Source organism: Paenibacillus sp., from assembly GCF_035645235.1.
Lineage (GTDB): Bacteria > Bacillota > Bacilli > Paenibacillales > YIM-B00363 > Paenibacillus_AE.
Genome location: NZ_DASQMZ010000152.1, coordinates 1 through 13,671 on the forward strand (window position 1 = coordinate 1; position 13,671 = coordinate 13,671).

The 13,671-nt window shown below is 65.3% G+C and carries 15 protein-coding genes; 6 read left to right on the forward strand and 9 right to left on the reverse strand.

Annotated elements, in window-relative coordinates:
- Positions 1-201, reverse strand: a 201-nt coding sequence (locus VEZ38_RS14955; RefSeq protein WP_324894770.1) for a LysR family transcriptional regulator, incomplete at its 3' end; no start/stop codon positions are given.
- A 108-nt stretch (positions 202-309) separates the two neighbouring features.
- Between VEZ38_RS14955 and VEZ38_RS14960 the strand changes: the two genes are divergently transcribed.
- Entirely contained in the window at positions 310-828 is a 519-nt protein-coding gene (locus tag VEZ38_RS14960; protein ID WP_324894839.1) for a YIP1 family protein, read from the forward strand.
- Positions 829-957: 129 nt separating this feature from the next.
- Positions 958-1,680: an SDR family NAD(P)-dependent oxidoreductase gene (locus tag VEZ38_RS14965; RefSeq protein WP_324894772.1), complete on the forward strand. Its 723-nt coding sequence runs from the start codon at positions 958-960 to the stop codon at positions 1,678-1,680.
- Between the two features lie 16 nt (positions 1,681-1,696).
- On the opposite strand, the gene VEZ38_RS14970 is transcribed toward VEZ38_RS14965, so the two are convergent.
- The 8 genes from VEZ38_RS14970 to VEZ38_RS15005 all read right to left on the reverse strand — a co-directional run bounded on the left by VEZ38_RS14970 (position 1,697) and on the right by VEZ38_RS15005 (position 9,162).
- A complete protein-coding gene (locus tag VEZ38_RS14970) occupies positions 1,697-2,986 on the reverse strand; it encodes an MFS transporter (RefSeq protein WP_324894774.1) in 1,290 nt (429 codons plus the stop codon).
- Positions 2,987-3,164: 178 nt separating this feature from the next.
- A complete protein-coding gene (locus VEZ38_RS14975; RefSeq protein WP_324894776.1) occupies positions 3,165-3,461 on the reverse strand; it encodes a spore coat protein in 297 nt (98 codons plus the stop codon).
- Between the two features lie 25 nt (positions 3,462-3,486).
- Positions 3,487-3,696: a hypothetical protein gene (locus VEZ38_RS14980; protein ID WP_324894778.1), complete on the reverse strand. Its 210-nt coding sequence runs from the start codon at positions 3,694-3,696 to the stop codon at positions 3,487-3,489.
- A gap of 131 nt (positions 3,697-3,827) precedes the next feature.
- Positions 3,828-5,030, reverse strand: a complete 1,203-nt coding sequence (locus VEZ38_RS14985) for an MFS transporter (protein WP_324894780.1) — start codon at positions 5,028-5,030, stop codon at positions 3,828-3,830.
- 462 nt (positions 5,031-5,492) lie between these two features.
- On the reverse strand, positions 5,493-6,434 hold the full coding sequence (locus VEZ38_RS14990; RefSeq protein ID WP_324894782.1) for a 1-phosphofructokinase family hexose kinase: 942 nt from the start codon (positions 6,432-6,434) through the stop codon (positions 5,493-5,495).
- Positions 6,431-7,297 carry a class II fructose-1,6-bisphosphate aldolase gene (gene fba / locus VEZ38_RS14995; protein WP_324894784.1) on the reverse strand — a complete coding sequence of 289 codons (867 nt, stop codon included), beginning with the start codon at positions 7,295-7,297 and terminating at the stop codon, positions 6,431-6,433. The genes VEZ38_RS14990 and fba overlap by 4 nt, the downstream gene beginning before the upstream one ends.
- Positions 7,294-8,088, reverse strand: a complete 795-nt coding sequence (locus tag VEZ38_RS15000; RefSeq protein ID WP_324894786.1) for a DeoR/GlpR family DNA-binding transcription regulator — start codon at positions 8,086-8,088, stop codon at positions 7,294-7,296. The genes fba and VEZ38_RS15000 overlap by 4 nt, the downstream gene beginning before the upstream one ends.
- A 12-nt stretch (positions 8,089-8,100) precedes the next feature.
- A complete protein-coding gene (locus tag VEZ38_RS15005) occupies positions 8,101-9,162 on the reverse strand; it encodes an SIS domain-containing protein (protein ID WP_324894788.1) in 1,062 nt (353 codons plus the stop codon).
- A 170-nt stretch (positions 9,163-9,332) separates the two neighbouring features.
- Between VEZ38_RS15005 and VEZ38_RS15010 the strand changes: the two genes are divergently transcribed.
- From VEZ38_RS15010 to VEZ38_RS15025, 4 genes are all read left to right on the forward strand, one after another.
- Positions 9,333-10,304 (forward strand): ROK family protein, encoded by a 972-nt coding sequence (locus VEZ38_RS15010; protein WP_324894790.1) that lies wholly within the window; start codon positions 9,333-9,335, stop codon positions 10,302-10,304.
- Between the two features lie 75 nt (positions 10,305-10,379).
- Positions 10,380-11,018, forward strand: a complete 639-nt coding sequence (locus VEZ38_RS15015; protein WP_324894792.1) for a hypothetical protein — start codon at positions 10,380-10,382, stop codon at positions 11,016-11,018.
- Positions 11,019-11,348: 330 nt separating this feature from the next.
- Entirely contained in the window at positions 11,349-11,693 is a 345-nt protein-coding gene (locus tag VEZ38_RS15020) for a phasin family protein (protein ID WP_324894793.1), read from the forward strand.
- Positions 11,694-11,769: 76 nt separating this feature from the next.
- On the forward strand, positions 11,770-13,446 hold the full coding sequence (locus VEZ38_RS15025) for an AarF/ABC1/UbiB kinase family protein (RefSeq protein ID WP_324894841.1): 1,677 nt from the start codon (positions 11,770-11,772) through the stop codon (positions 13,444-13,446).
- Positions 13,447-13,671 lie beyond the last annotated feature (225 nt).

Below are 13,671 nucleotides of genomic sequence, written 5' to 3' on the forward strand. Positions count from 1 at the left end.
GTACGACAGAAACTCGACGCCTTCGCTGGAGAGCGCGATGCCCCGCGCCGACCGGACGAAGATGTCGATGCCGAGCTCCTGCTCCAGGTCTTTCACGGCGCTCGAGAGGCTCGGCTGCGAGATGAACAGCCGCTTGGCCGCCTCGCTGATCGAGCCGCACGCTACGATGGATAAAATATATTTCAATTGCTGCAGCGTCATGCGCCTTCGCTCCTTCGGGTCACGTCGAATCTAGCATCATCGTAACAAATCCGGAAGTGACGCGCTATTCGTTATGATACCCCCGAGCCGCTGAAAGGTATCCTTCCGATCGCGCTCCTCGCCGGGATCGTCGGGGCGCTGGACCGCGCATCCCAGCGCAGCGCGTTGGACGATATGCCCGCAGGCGCGCTGGCCGCCGTCGTTCTTGTCGGCGGCATGATCGGCGGACTGATCGGGCTGTACCTAGGGGCTCTTATCCTGCGGACCACCGGAAGGTGGCTCGGCGGGGAGGCGTCCTACGACGATATGCTCGTCGCGCTGGGCAGGGGCGTCTCGATGCCGGCGGCGATGGGGGCGTTATGGATTCCGCAGTTGCTTCTGTTCGGCGGGGAGATGTTTACGGCGGAGACGCCCTCGATCGACGCAAGCGCTTGGAAGCAGGTTTTATTTTATCTGATCATTACCGTCGAACTGATCCTTGCCGTCTGGTCCGTCGCGGTGGCGCTGAAGGCGATCGGCGAGGCGCACCGGTTTTCCGCTTGGCGGGCGCTCGGGAGCGCGCTCATTCCGGCCGCGATGCTGGTCGGCTTCTTCCTGATCGTCGGCTTGTTGTTCTCGGCCTTGTAGACGCGCCGGAGGCGGGACAGAACGATTCCGGGTTTCCGTTCGAAAGAAAGCATCGATTCCGCCGCCATTTCCTGCTATAAATAAGGGGAAGCTGGGACTCTTTTTCTTAGTATAGAGGGGGGAAGTGTCATGCAAAGCCCTATCGCATGCGTGACGGGAACGGATCGGGGCGTCGGCTTGGCGCTGACGAGGCTGCTGCTGGAGCAGGGCGGCACCGTGTTCGCGGGAGGCATCGTTCGGGGGAACGAATCGATTGCGGAACTGAAAGCGCTTTATCCGGAACGGTTACATAATTTTTACGTTGATATCGGAGACGACCGGAGCGTGAAGGAGGCGGCCGCGTTCGTGCAGTCGCGAACGGACCGGTTGGATTTGTTATTGAACAATGCGGCGATCCTCGGGGAGACGGAGCGGACGATCTATGAAAACCTCGACTTCGACGACATGCTTCGGAATTACAATATTACGGCCTTAGGCGCGATTCGGATGACGAACGCGTTGATCGAGCCGATCATGAGCGGCGGGAAGTTGATCGTCAATATTTCTTCGGAGGCCGGCAGCATCATGCAGAGCTATCGGGAGGCCTGGTTCGGGTATTGTATGGCGAAGGCGGCGCTGAATATGGGTTCGACGATTATACATACCCGCATCAAGGGGGAGGGCGGCCGCGTCATGCTGTTTCACCCGGGCTGGGTGCAATCGATGATCACCGGCGTGTTCAGCTCGGAAGCGATGTATACGCCCGAACAGGCGGCCGCCCATATTTTGCGCCGCATCGAAGAGCGCGGGCAGGAAATCCACGAGCAGCCGCTTTACCTCGAGGCGGATACGGGCCGCCTGCTGCCATGGTGAACGGCGGGCGCGCCGGCTACGCCGACGAGCGGTCCCGGCTCGGCGGAGGGGCGAACAGCGCCAGCGCCGAGCCGATGACCCAGAAGACTGCGGCGGCGGCGAGTACGGGCGAGTAGCTGCCGAACCGGTCGAACGCCCACCCGAACGGGATCGGGCCCAAGGCGGAGCCGATGACCCCCGCCGTATGCGTAAAGCCTTGAATGCTGCCCAGGTGCTTCCGTCCGAAATAATTCGGCCAGATGACGCCGAACGGAATGTTCATAACGCCGATGGCGACGCCCCAAGAGACGGCGAACGTTAACACCGCCGCGTAGCTTTGCGCGTACATCAAGGCGGCCAGCGGCACAAGGTTCAATGCGAAAGCCAAGGCCAAGATTCGATGCGCCTTGACGCGCTCGACGACGAAGCCGGACAGCAGCGAGCAGCCGAAGCTGACGAGCGGGATGAGGCCGAGGAGGTACGCGGTCGTGTGCCGGTCGACGCCTTGCTCCGCCAGGATGGCGAACAGTTGGAACGTCAACCCCGTATTGACCATGGCGGGGATCGCTCCGCAAACCATGACGAACCAGAACGCTCGCGTACGCATCGCCTCCGCCAGCGTCCAAGCCGCCTCCTCCGTCTCCGGGGAGCCGTTTTCCGGCGCGCCCGCGGGCGGGACGGCCGCGCCGTCGGGCCGCAGGCCGACGTCCTCCGGCCGGTTGCGCACCAATACGAAGGCAACGGGGACGACGAGGACGAGCAGGGCGACGCCGACGATGCGCCAGGAGGCGCGCCACCCGTAGGCGTCGATCAGCGCGTTCGTCAGCGGCGGGAACGCCGCGGCGCCGAGCAAGCCGCCGAGCGCCGCGAAGGCGAGCGCCCGGCCGCGGTACTTGACGAACCATTGGGACACCAGCGTGTTCGGAATGAGGGTCATCGAGCCTTGCCCGAAATAACGGACCAGAAAGAAGCCGAAAAACAACGTCGCCGGTCCGACGACGAAGCTGTTATACAGACAGGACGCGCCGAGGAGCAGCGCCGCCGCCGTCATCATCGCGCGCCGCCCGTACCGGTCGACCCAGCGCCCCATGAAAAATAAGAGCAGCCCCGAGGCGAGCGTCGCCGCGGAGTAGACGGAAGCGACCGCCGTCTGGCTCATGCCGAATTCCTCCACGTAGGAGGCGATGTACACCGCGTTCGAGTACGTTTGGCCCGGTCCGGAGAAAAACACCCCGATCGCGCCGACGGCCACCATCAACCACCCGTAATAAAAAGGCGTCCGGAACGGCAATGCGCCCTTCGCCCGTCGTTCTTGCCCGTACCCCATGTATGCCGACCCCCCGATGAATGACGCTTGTTCCCGATGAAAGCTACATGTAGGATTTTGATCGAACGGCGGGCGGGTGGCAACCTTTATTTTTCGCGCAAGCGAAAGAAGCCGCCCGGGCTCGAAAGCGAACCACGGCGCGGCTTCGGAGACGACGTTCGCCGTGCGCGAGCGCTCCCTAATCGGCGAGCTGCAGGGCGACGTCCGACAGCTTCAGGTCGACGCGCATTTGCTCCTTCGGGTCGAACGGATGATAGAAGCCCTTCTTCACCATATAGGCCGTAATCGCCTCATGGGTCAAGACGGCTTCGTCCATCTGTTTCTTCAAAATCGCGCGCACCTCGGGATGCGTCGACTCCGTAATCGCGATCCCGTACGTCCTGACCCCCGTCTTCGCGGCAAGCAAGAAGTCGGTCGCGATCACTTGATCGCTTAACGCTTTCATGCCCGTCATTTGCTCTAATATCGCGTTCATCGAACCCCTCCTCCTCGATTTATCCTCAATGCGCCTTCTGCAGCAATCCGCGCAATTCCATAATATCCTTGGCGGAATTTTTTACATCCGTCTGGAGAATCGTCTTGAGCTCCTCGTCCTGCACCAGCGCCTGCATCGTTTTCGATTTCGTGAGACACACGTTCTTGAGCGTCAGCACTTCCAGCACCTGCAGCATCTCGTGCGGCGCCAACGCGTCCTTCGCGGCCGTCGTCATTCTCGGTTCACCTCCCGTCGTCCGTACCCCGTTGTTTTCACCTTTTTGAAATTCTTTTATTCAGAAAATGGAAAACCGTCGCAGCGCAAAAGAAAGCGGAGCCGACGACCGTCGGCTCCGCTGCTCTGCTTCTATGAAGGCAAGCTTTTCTTTGCGGCGGGAAGGAAATACAGCAGGAACGCGGCGCAGAGGGCGGCAAGGAACGCGTAGCCGCCGAAGACGTCCGCTTTGGACGAAGCCCAGCCGAAGCCGAGGCCGGCCGCCAGCGCGACGCCGTTCCCGGCGAGCGACCGGAACGAGTCGATCGTCGCCCGCATCGGTCCGTCGATCCGATGATGCAGGTAGCCGGCCGCGATCGGGTCGACGGCCCCGGACGCAAGACAGGCGAACAGCATCGCCGCGATGCCCGCGGCGCCGGGCGCGAAGCCGAGGCAGGCGAGGCAAACGGCGAACGCGGCCAGCGCGCCGACCAAGAGCGTGCGGTGCCGGAAGCGGCGCAGGAGCGCGTCCGCGAGCAGGCTGCCCGGCATGCGCATGGCGAGCAGCGCCGCGGAGAACAGCCCGAACCAGCCGACGGGGACGCCGATTCGATCCAGATACAGCTGCCAAAACTCGTCGATGTACGTCATCGCCGCGCCGACGAGCATGCCGGACAGCAGGACGAGCCGCACGTCGCGGCGGCCGCGGAAGAAGCGCAGCGATTCCAAGGCGATGCGGCGAAGCGGGACGCGCTCGTCTTCGCCGGCTTCCTCGCCGGCCCGGCCCGCGCTTCCCGCCGCCGGGGGCTCGACGAGGCGCAGCGACAGCGCGAGCGCGACGGTCGCGCCGACGAGCGACAACCAATAGTTCAGCTCGAAGCCGAAGCGGCCGGCGAGAAAGCCGCCGGAGAGCGCCGCGGCGACGGACGCGGACAGGTCGAGCGCGTTGAGCCGGCCGAGCTTTCGCTCGAAGGCGCTCGCCTGCCCGGCGCGGTCCAAGCTGTCGTACAGCAGCGCGTTCTCCGAGCCGCTGGCGGCCGCGGACGCGACCCCGGCGAGCGCGACGACGACGGCGAAGTGCCAGAACGTCTCCGCGTACAGCAGCATCAGAAACTCCGCGCAGCCGAGCGCCGCCGCCAGGACGATCAGCTTCTTGCGGCCGTACCGGTCGGCGAGCGCGCCTGTCGGAATTTCGAACAATACGATCGTCGAGGCGTAGATGATCTCGGTATAGACGACCTCCGCGATCGACATGCCGCGCTGCTCCCAATACAGCCGCTCGATCACGTAAGCCGGAACGAGGCTTTGGAAGAAACGTACGGCGTATAACGTTCTAACATTGCGTAATGCATGCATCTTTGCGATCCCCTCTCGATTCGTTCGTAGATGAAGCCGGCTGCGAACGTCGAGCGGGGGCGGACGAGCTCGGCGGAAGGCCGAGAATTAGCAGGGGGGTCTGGCGAGCGTCATCGGTCGGGCTCCTTTCGTGATCTTTAAGGGTTGTGGCTTCATCGTACTGCGCTGTCGGTCGGCGGTCAACACGCAATGCGGGGCGGATACGTTCCTCCTTCGGGCGTCGACTTCGTCGTCGGGGACGATTTGTGCAGGTATTTTGTCCCCGCGGCGGGTTCGCACGGGGGGATGAAACAAAAAATACAGCTATTTCAGGTTGTGTACTCGATTCCACATCCGAATTAGCCGTATTTTTTATCGTTGATAAACCTTTCATCGGTTAGGGCGGGCGTAATAACTGCATGTTTTGTATTTTTGCGCGGGACGCGAGCCGGCCTCCCGCGCCATGCTTGCTGGCGGACGAATTTACAGCGGAGCGACGTCGATGCGCGGAAGCAGCCGCTCGAGCTCGGCCGCGTCGACGCGGCCCGCTTCGCGGTGGAGCGCGTTGGCGCAGGCGGCGGCGGCCGCGAGGCGCAGGCGCGCTTCGATCGGCTCGCCGCGCAGCGTCGCAGCCGCGAAGCCGGCGACGAACGCGTCGCCGCAGCCGACGGCGCTGACGACGGGCAGCGCCGGCACGCGCACGCGGTAGACGGCGCCGTCCGCGCCGACGAGCGAGCCGTCCGCGCCGAGCGTGATCGCCGCGCAGCCGATGCCGCCGGCGACGAGCTCCCGCACGAGCGCGGCGAGGTCTCCGTCGGTCGCGGCGGGGCGCCGCTGCAGCGCGGCGATCTCGTCCTGGTTCGGCTTGACGAAGTCGGGCTTCGCCCGCAGCCCCTCGACGAGGAGCGCTCCGCTCGTGTCGAGGAACGCAAGCGCGCCGGCGGCGCGCGCGACGGCGATGAGCCGCGCGTAGACGTCGGCGGGCGCCCCCGCCGGCGCGCTGCCGGAGAAGGCGACGATCGCCGCGTCGGCCGCGAGCGCGGCGAGCTTCCGCTCGAGCGCCTCGAGATCGGCCTCCGTTACGGTCGGCCCCGGCTCGAGCAGCTCGGTGGACGTGCCGCCGTCGTGCAGAATGTTCAGGCACAGCCGCGATTCGCCGGGGAGGTCGACGAAGTCGTGGGCGATGCCCTGCTTCGTCAGCTCGGTGCGGATGAAGGCGCCGTTATGCCCGGCGACGAAGCCGGCCGCGACGACGTCGACGCCGAGCTGCTTCAGCACGCGGGCGACGTTGACGCCCTTGCCGCCGGGATACGCGACCATCTCCGGCACGCGGGTGACCCGGCCGAGCGGCAGCGTCGGCACGAGGTACGTCTTGTCGACCGCCGCGTTGAGCGTGACGGTCACGACGCTCGTCCGGGCGCTCATCTTGCGTCGGCGGCTTTGCCGGCGCAGCCGCACAGCCGAATTTTCTCGAGCGCCGCGGCCTTCAGCGCCTTCTTCGCCGGAATCATATATTTGCGCGGATCGTTCTCGTCCGGGTTCGCGGCGAACACCGCCTTGATCGCGTCGGAGAACACGATGCGCAGCTCCGTGGCGACGTTCATCTTCGCCATGCCGAGCGATACGGCGCGGCGCACCTGCGCCTCCGGGATGCCGGAGCCGCCGTGCAGCACGAGCGGCACGTCCACCTTCGCCGCGATGCGTTCGATGCGGGCGAAGTCGATGTTCGGCTCGCCCTTGTAGATGCCGTGCGCGGTGCCGATCGCGGGCGCGAGCGTCGGTACGCCGGTCGCCTCGACGAAGGCGGCGCATTCGTCCGGATCGGCGAGCAGCGCATCGGCGTCGGCGACGACGAGGTCGTCCTCGACGCCGCCGACGCGGCCGAGCTCCGCCTCGACGTTCACGCCGACGGCGGCGGCGAGCTCGACGACGCGGCGCGTCTGCCGCACGTTCTCTTCGAACGGATCGTGCGAGGCGTCGATCATGACGGACGTGTAGCCGGCGCGAATGCACTGCACGATGACGTCGAACTCGGTGCAGTGGTCGAGATGCAGCGCGATCGGAATGCGCGTGCGCGCCGCGGCCGTCTTCGCGGCGGCGGCGATGTAGTCGGCGCCGAGATGCTTCACGGTGCCGACCGTCGACTGCAGGATGAGCGGCGCGTCCGCTTCGGCGGCCGCTTCGACGGCGGCCTGCAGCATCTCGAGCGTATGCACGTTGAAGGCGCAGACCGCGTAGCCGCCCGCCCGGGCGGCTTGCAGCATGGCGGTGGAGGATACCAAGGTCATGGGTTCGACTTCCTTTCCGAAATCCAAATGGGAATACCGCGGTCGCGCAGGGCGCCGGCGAGCGGCTCGTCGAGCGGCGCGTCCGTGATGCAGCCGGCGAGCGCCTCGAGCGGAGCGATGCCGAACAGCGAGGCGCGCCCTGCCTTGCTGCGGTCGAAGACGGCGATCGTTCGGCTCGAGCGCTCCATGAGCTGCCGGCCGATGCGCGCTTCCAGCTCGTTGTGCGTCGTGACGCCGTGCGCGGCCGTCACGCCGTCGACGCCGAGAAACATGGTGCCGATATGCAGGCCGGAGACGGTCGTCTCGGCGAGCGGCCCGCACAGCTCGAAGCTCTTGCCGCGCATGACGCCGCCGGTGACGACGACCTGCAGGCCGTCGCTGTCGGCCAATTCGTAAGCGATATTAATCGCGTTCGTGACGATCGTAATGTTGCGGCGGCTCTTGAGCGCCCGGGCGATCATGAACGTCGTCGAGCCGCCGGTGAGGCCGATGACGTCGCCCTCCTCGACGAGGGAGGCGGCGGTCGCGGCGATGGCTTCCTTTTCCAACCAGCTGATATGCTTCTTCTCGTGGAACGACGCCTCCGCGCCAGTGTAGCCCTCGAAGGCCGCCCCGCCGATCGTGCGGATGACCTCCCGGGATTTGCTCAGAACGTCCAGATCCCGGCGCGCCGTCGCCTCCGAGCAGCCGAACGCGTCGACGATTTCCTTCACGGACAGCTCGCCGTTGCGCTTGAGCAGCGTCAGGATGTCTTCCCGGCGGCGTTCGCCCTTGGACTTCGCTTCCGACATGCGAACGCTCCTTTAAATTTTTACGACTTGGGTAAGGTTGCGCGGATGGTCGGGGTCGAGCCCGCGCTTGAGCGCCGTGTAGTAGCCGAGATATTGCACGAGCGGCATGTACGCCGACGCGCGGGCCGCGTCGCCGACGCCGGCGCCCCCGACGACGAACGTCTCGTCGGCGAAGGCGGTATCGTCGCCGGACCGCTCGACGAGCAGGAGGACGGTCGCGCCGTATCCCTTCATCTCCTCGGCGACCTTCAGCTCGTACGCGCGCGCAGCTTCGGAGACGAAGGCGACGACGAGCGTGCCCGGCTCCACGATCGACTTCGGTCCGTGCCGGAATTCGAGCGTGCCGAACGCTTCCGTCCAGACGTAGGACATCTCTTTGATTTTCAGCGAAGCTTCCTGCGCGAGGCCGTAATAGGCGCCCATGCCCAAATAGATGAATTTATTTAGATCGTAGGTATCGACGATGCGTTTCGCCGCTAGATCCGCCCGCGCGGTAACGTCGGCGCAGGCCGCTTCGACGCGCCGCAGCTCCGCGTCATGCGCCGCGTCGCCGGAGGCCGCCGCGATCGCGCACTGCATCATGTACGTCATGCTGCTGAACGACTTCGTCATGACGGTGCTTTCTTCTTTGCCTTTCGGGGAGAGCAGGCTGTCGGCGATCGCATACAGCTTGCTCGTCTCGTGGCACGTAATGCCGCACGTCGACCAGCCGGGCAGCGACTGGACGGCTTCGAGCGCGAGGATGACCTCGGTCGACTCCCCGGAGCGGGAGACGCCGACGACGAGGACGCGTTTCGCGTCGCGGCGGACGGCAGTCTCGCGGAACAGGAATAGCTCGGAGGACGGCAGCGCGATCGCGCTGCGCCCGAGCCATTCGCGGAACGTCGCCGCCATCGTCTGCGCTTGGTAGTACGACGAGCCGGAGCCGATGAACACGACTTCGTCGTAAGCGGCGCGGAGGTAACGGTCGATCCAGGCGTCTTGCCGATGCAGCTGCGCTCTTGCGGCGGCCAGCGCCTCCGCTTGCGAGCCGATTTCGGGGTACGTCAACGAGCCGGGAATTTTAGGTGACATCGGTCGATTCGCTCCTTCGGTGGGTGGATGGTTATGTCTTTCAGCTTACCGGATGGTCGTGAATGTTTCAATCAAAATTTTTGATTGTAACGATCAATATAGAGACATTTTCGAAAATTGTTTGTATGATAAGAGGGAAGAGATTCCGGACGGAAAAGGGAGTGGCAGCCGTGCATGTTAGTATCGGCGTGGATATCGGCGGGACGAATACGGTAATCGGCTTAGTGGACGGCGGCGGGCGCGTCGCGGCGTCGGAGAAAATCCCGACGCGAGCGGAGGAGGGGCCGGACGCGTTGTTCGACCGGATCGCCGCCTCGGCGGCGGCTTTGCTCGGCGGCTTCGGCGTCGACCCTGCCGCGACGACGGTCGGCATCGGCGTCCCGGGCTTCGTCGATCGGGAAGCCGGGATTTCGTTGCTGAGCGGCAACTTGCAATGGCGCGGCGTGCCCGTCGCCCGGGAGGTGGAGCGCCGGCTCGGCGCGCCGACGGCGATCGATAACGACGTGCGGCTGTACGTGTACGGCGAGGCGATGGCGGGGGCCGGCCGAGGGGCGGCGCATGTGCTCGGGGTGACGGTCGGCACGGGGCTCGCGGCGGCGCTCGTGACGGAAGGGCGGCTGTTTTACGGGAGCGGCGGCATGGCCGGCGAGCTCGGCCATCTCCGCCTCGACGGCATCCCGTACCGCTGCGGCTGCGGGCTGACGGGCTGCCTCGAGACGGTCGCGTCGGCCACCGGTATCGTGCGGCAAGCGCGCGCGCTCGTCGCGGCGGGGCGGGCGTCGGTGCTCCGCGACCGGTTCCCGGAGTCCGAGCTGCGCGGCCTGACCGCTTTCGACGTCTCGCGGGCGTACGACGACGGCGACGACGTCGCTCGGGAGGTGCTGGCATCGACCGGGCGGTGGCTTGGGCGCGGACTGGCGTACGCGGTGACGCTGTTCAGCCCCGATCGGGTCATAGTCGGCGGCGGCGCGGCGGCGGCGGGCGAACGGCTGCTGGAGCCGGTGCGCCGGGAGATGGAGGCGTCGCTCATCCCCGACTATTGGGCGCGCATCGATGTCGTGCCGGCCTCGCTCGGCGACGAAGCCGGCGTGATCGGCAGCGCGATGTACGGCCGGCGCCGGGCTGCGGAGCGGCGGGCGTAACGGCGGAAGCGCTTCCCAGCAACTTCGCGAGGCGTCCATGCGTCCTTAACTATAAAGAAGGAGGTTATGCGACGCATGACGAACCTTTGGTTGTTGTTGCTCGCGCTCGCGATCGGTGCGGCGTCTTTGGCCCCGGGCGGCGGGCCGCCGCCGGCGGCTCCGCCGCAGACGAACGCGCCGGAGCCCGCGCCCCCGCCCGCTTCACGTCCCGCGTCGATCACGGAGACGATCGAGCTCGAGGGGATGGAGGAGCCAATCTCGCTGCGGCTGTACGAGGACGCGGCGCTGGGGTTTACGACGTACATTCCGGAGTGGCTCGAAGCCGCTTCGTCGAGCTCGGGCGAAGGCGACGGATTTCTCGCCACGGCCGCGTTCGGCGGCGTGCCGGAGCCGCGCTCGGCGTTCGGCCTGTTCCGGCCCGCGGGAACGTACACGCGGGAGACGATCGCCGCGTACGCGAAGGAGCTGCAGCGCGCATCCGGTTTCACTGTGGAAGCTTACTCAGAGGACGCGCCGCCCCGGTTCCCGGGCAGCGTAGAGGAGTTCGGCATTACGAAGATCGATGAAGCCGACGGCTTTGGCGTCATCGGGACCGTAGCGCTGCTCGAGCGGGACGGGCGTTGGATCATCGTAACGATCCGCTACCTAGAGGATCACGCGGAAGGCTTCGTGCCGCGCGCCATGAAAATCTACGAGCATCTGCAGTGGCACTAGGAGGGATCCCACGCCGCTCCGGTCTGTCCCATCGTTCGCGTACTCGTACCCGCGGACGATGGCGGACCGGTGGGGCATCGTTGATGGCAAAAAATACATCCATTTTCTTCCCTGTCGTTTTATGTAAGCGCATACAATGCGAGATTTACATCTATTTCAAAGCGCAGGATGGTTTTTCCGGCCGAATAACTGTATTACTGCACATTTTGTCCGCGTCTAAGGCGTGCCCCACGGTACTTCGCGACTCGACGAACGCTGTCGATTACATAATTTCGGGCGAACTGGAGAAGTCTACATGCAAATCCATGCATACGGACGGAGGCAGTCCCCATGATGAACGAGCTCTTGAAGAAAGCCGTGTCGCTCGGCATCGGCATTACGGTAACAAGCAAGGAGAAGGTCGAAAAGTACGTCGACGACTTGGTCAAGAAAGGCGAAGTCGCGCCGGGGGAATCGAAGGAGCTGCTCGCGCGGCTCCTGCAGCGGGGCGATGAGGAGCAGGCCGAGCTGAAGCGCTTCGTGAAGGAGCAGCTGCACCAGGTGCTGGCGGAGCTGCGCGTCGCGACGAAGGAGGACGTGGCGCGGCTCGAGGCGCGGCTCGCCGCGCTCGAAGCGAAGCCGGCGGAAGCGGGCTCGACGGGAGTCGCCGGGACGCCGGACGCGCCGACGATGTAACGGGGGCGGCCCCCCGACTGGGGGCACGATCCGCCTGAAAGCCGCGGGCGAGCGAACGACGGGAGGAGAGCGCATGTTGATCGGCAGGCAAATTCGGCATATGAATCGTTACCGCGAGATCGCGTCGGCGCTCATCCGGCACGGCTTCGGCTTCGTCGTGGAGGAGACGGAGCTGTTCCAGGCGCTGTCGCTTCCCGCCCGGCTGTTTCGCGGCGCGCGGGAGATCGAGCGCAAGTCGGTCGGGGAGCGTCTCCGCTACGTCATCCAAGAGCTCGGGCCGACGTTCGTCAAGCTCGGACAGCTCGCTAGCACGCGGGCCGACGCGCTGCCGGCCGATATCGTGTCGGAGCTCGCGAAGCTGCAGGATCAGGTCGGGCCGTTCCCGTACGCGGTCGCGCGGAACATCGTCGCGTCGGAGCTCGGACGCCCGCTCGAGGACGTCTTCGCGGAGTTCGATCCGGAGCCCGCCGCGGCCGCTTCGATCGGGCAGGTGCACCTCGGGCGTCTGCGGACCGGGGAACGCGTCGCCGTGAAAATTCAGCGCCCCGGCATCGCGCCGGCCATCCGCACCGATCTGGAAATTCTCCGCAACCTCGCGGCCATCGCCGAGCAGCGATTCGAGTGGGCGCGCCGCTACCAGCTGCAGGGCATCGTCGGGGAACTCGGCAAATCGCTGCTGCAGGAGCTCGACTACAGCGTCGAGGGGCGCAACGCGGATCTCATCGCCAAGCAGTTCAAGCGGGACGACACCGTGCGGGTGCCGACCGTCTATTGGCCGTACACGTCGAAGCGCGTGCTTGTCATGGAATACCTCGAGGGCGTCAAGGTCGCCCGCCTCGAGCAATTAGACGCCGAGGGATTGGATCGGAAAACGCTCGCCGACCGCATCCTCAAAGCGCTCTTCCATCAGATGTTCGTCGAAGGCCTGTTCCACGCCGATCCGCATCCCGGCAATTTGCTCGCCATGCCGGACGGCGCCGTCGCCTTCCTCGACTTCGGCATGGTCGGGCGGCTGACCCCCGCGATGAAGGAAAGCTTCTCCGATCTCATCATCGCGCTCATGCGGCAAAGCACGGACGGGATCATGAAGGCCGTGCTGCATATGGGCTTGCTTGCGGAGGACGTCGATCTCGACGCCCTCCGCCGCGACGTCGACGAGCTGCGGGACAAGTATTACGGCGTCCCGTTCGGGGAAATCAGCCTCGGCGAGGCCGTCACCGACTTGCTGGACACGGCGCATCGCCATCAGGTGCGAATCCCGCCGGACTTCGTGCTGCTCGGCAAGGCGCTGCTCACGGTCGAGGGCGTCGTCGTCGCCCTCGACCCGGAGATCGCCATCGTCACCGTCGCCGAGCCGTTCGGGCTGAAGCTGCTCAAGGAGCGGCTGCACCCGAAGAAGCTCGCGCAGCGGGCATGGCGGGAAGCGTCCGATTACGGCGAGACGCTGCTTCGGCTGCCGGGGCAGGCGAGCGAGCTGCTGCGCCTCGCGAAGAGCGGCCGGGCGCGGCTCGAAATCAGCGTCCCGGAGCTGGACGCGTTCCTGCGCAAGCTCGACCGCATCGGCAACCGGCTGTCGTTCAGCATCGTCATGCTTTCCTTCAGCATCGTCATGGCCGGGCTAATAATCGGTTCCTCGCTCAGCCGCCGCCCGACCGTGCTATGGAACGTGCCGGCGATCGAAATCGGCTTCGGCATCGCCATGCTCATGCTCGGATGGCTGCTGCTCGCCATCTTTAAGTCGGGTCGGTTCTAACCGCCTCGACGCGGGTATGGCGAGCGCGATACGCGCTCGGCGGCATGTGCAAGCGGGCGCGGAACGCGCGGCAGAAGCAGGGATAGCTTTGCAATGCGGGTCGATTGACCCGCGGATCCCGGTGAGCGACGTCCTTATACGGACGTCCCCTCTCTGTGCGGGAAGCGGTTACAAATTATTGTTGACAACCATGTGGGGCAGGTTATATACTGACTCAAAACTTAA

Excerpts from the sequence above, each read along its gene's own strand:
- VEZ38_RS14965 (WP_324894772.1), top strand. The coding sequence starts at position 958 with ATGCAAAGCCCTATCGCATGCGTGACGGGAACGGATCGGGGCGTCGGC.
- VEZ38_RS14970 (WP_324894774.1), bottom strand. The coding sequence starts at position 2,986 with ATGGGGTACGGGCAAGAACGACGGGCGAAGGGCGCATTGCCGTTCCGG.
- VEZ38_RS14975 (WP_324894776.1), bottom strand. The coding sequence starts at position 3,461 with ATGAACGCGATATTAGAGCAAATGACGGGCATGAAAGCGTTAAGCGAT.
- VEZ38_RS14980 (WP_324894778.1), bottom strand. The coding sequence starts at position 3,696 with ATGACGACGGCCGCGAAGGACGCGTTGGCGCCGCACGAGATGCTGCAG.
- VEZ38_RS14985 (WP_324894780.1), bottom strand. The coding sequence starts at position 5,030 with ATGCATGCATTACGCAATGTTAGAACGTTATACGCCGTACGTTTCTTC.
- VEZ38_RS14990 (WP_324894782.1), bottom strand. The coding sequence starts at position 6,434 with ATGAGCGCCCGGACGAGCGTCGTGACCGTCACGCTCAACGCGGCGGTC.
- fba (WP_324894784.1), bottom strand. The coding sequence starts at position 7,297 with ATGACCTTGGTATCCTCCACCGCCATGCTGCAAGCCGCCCGGGCGGGC.
- VEZ38_RS15000 (WP_324894786.1), bottom strand. The coding sequence starts at position 8,088 with ATGTCGGAAGCGAAGTCCAAGGGCGAACGCCGCCGGGAAGACATCCTG.
- VEZ38_RS15005 (WP_324894788.1), bottom strand. The coding sequence starts at position 9,162 with ATGTCACCTAAAATTCCCGGCTCGTTGACGTACCCCGAAATCGGCTCG.
- VEZ38_RS15015 (WP_324894792.1), top strand. The coding sequence starts at position 10,380 with ATGACGAACCTTTGGTTGTTGTTGCTCGCGCTCGCGATCGGTGCGGCG.
- VEZ38_RS15020 (WP_324894793.1), top strand. The coding sequence starts at position 11,349 with ATGATGAACGAGCTCTTGAAGAAAGCCGTGTCGCTCGGCATCGGCATT.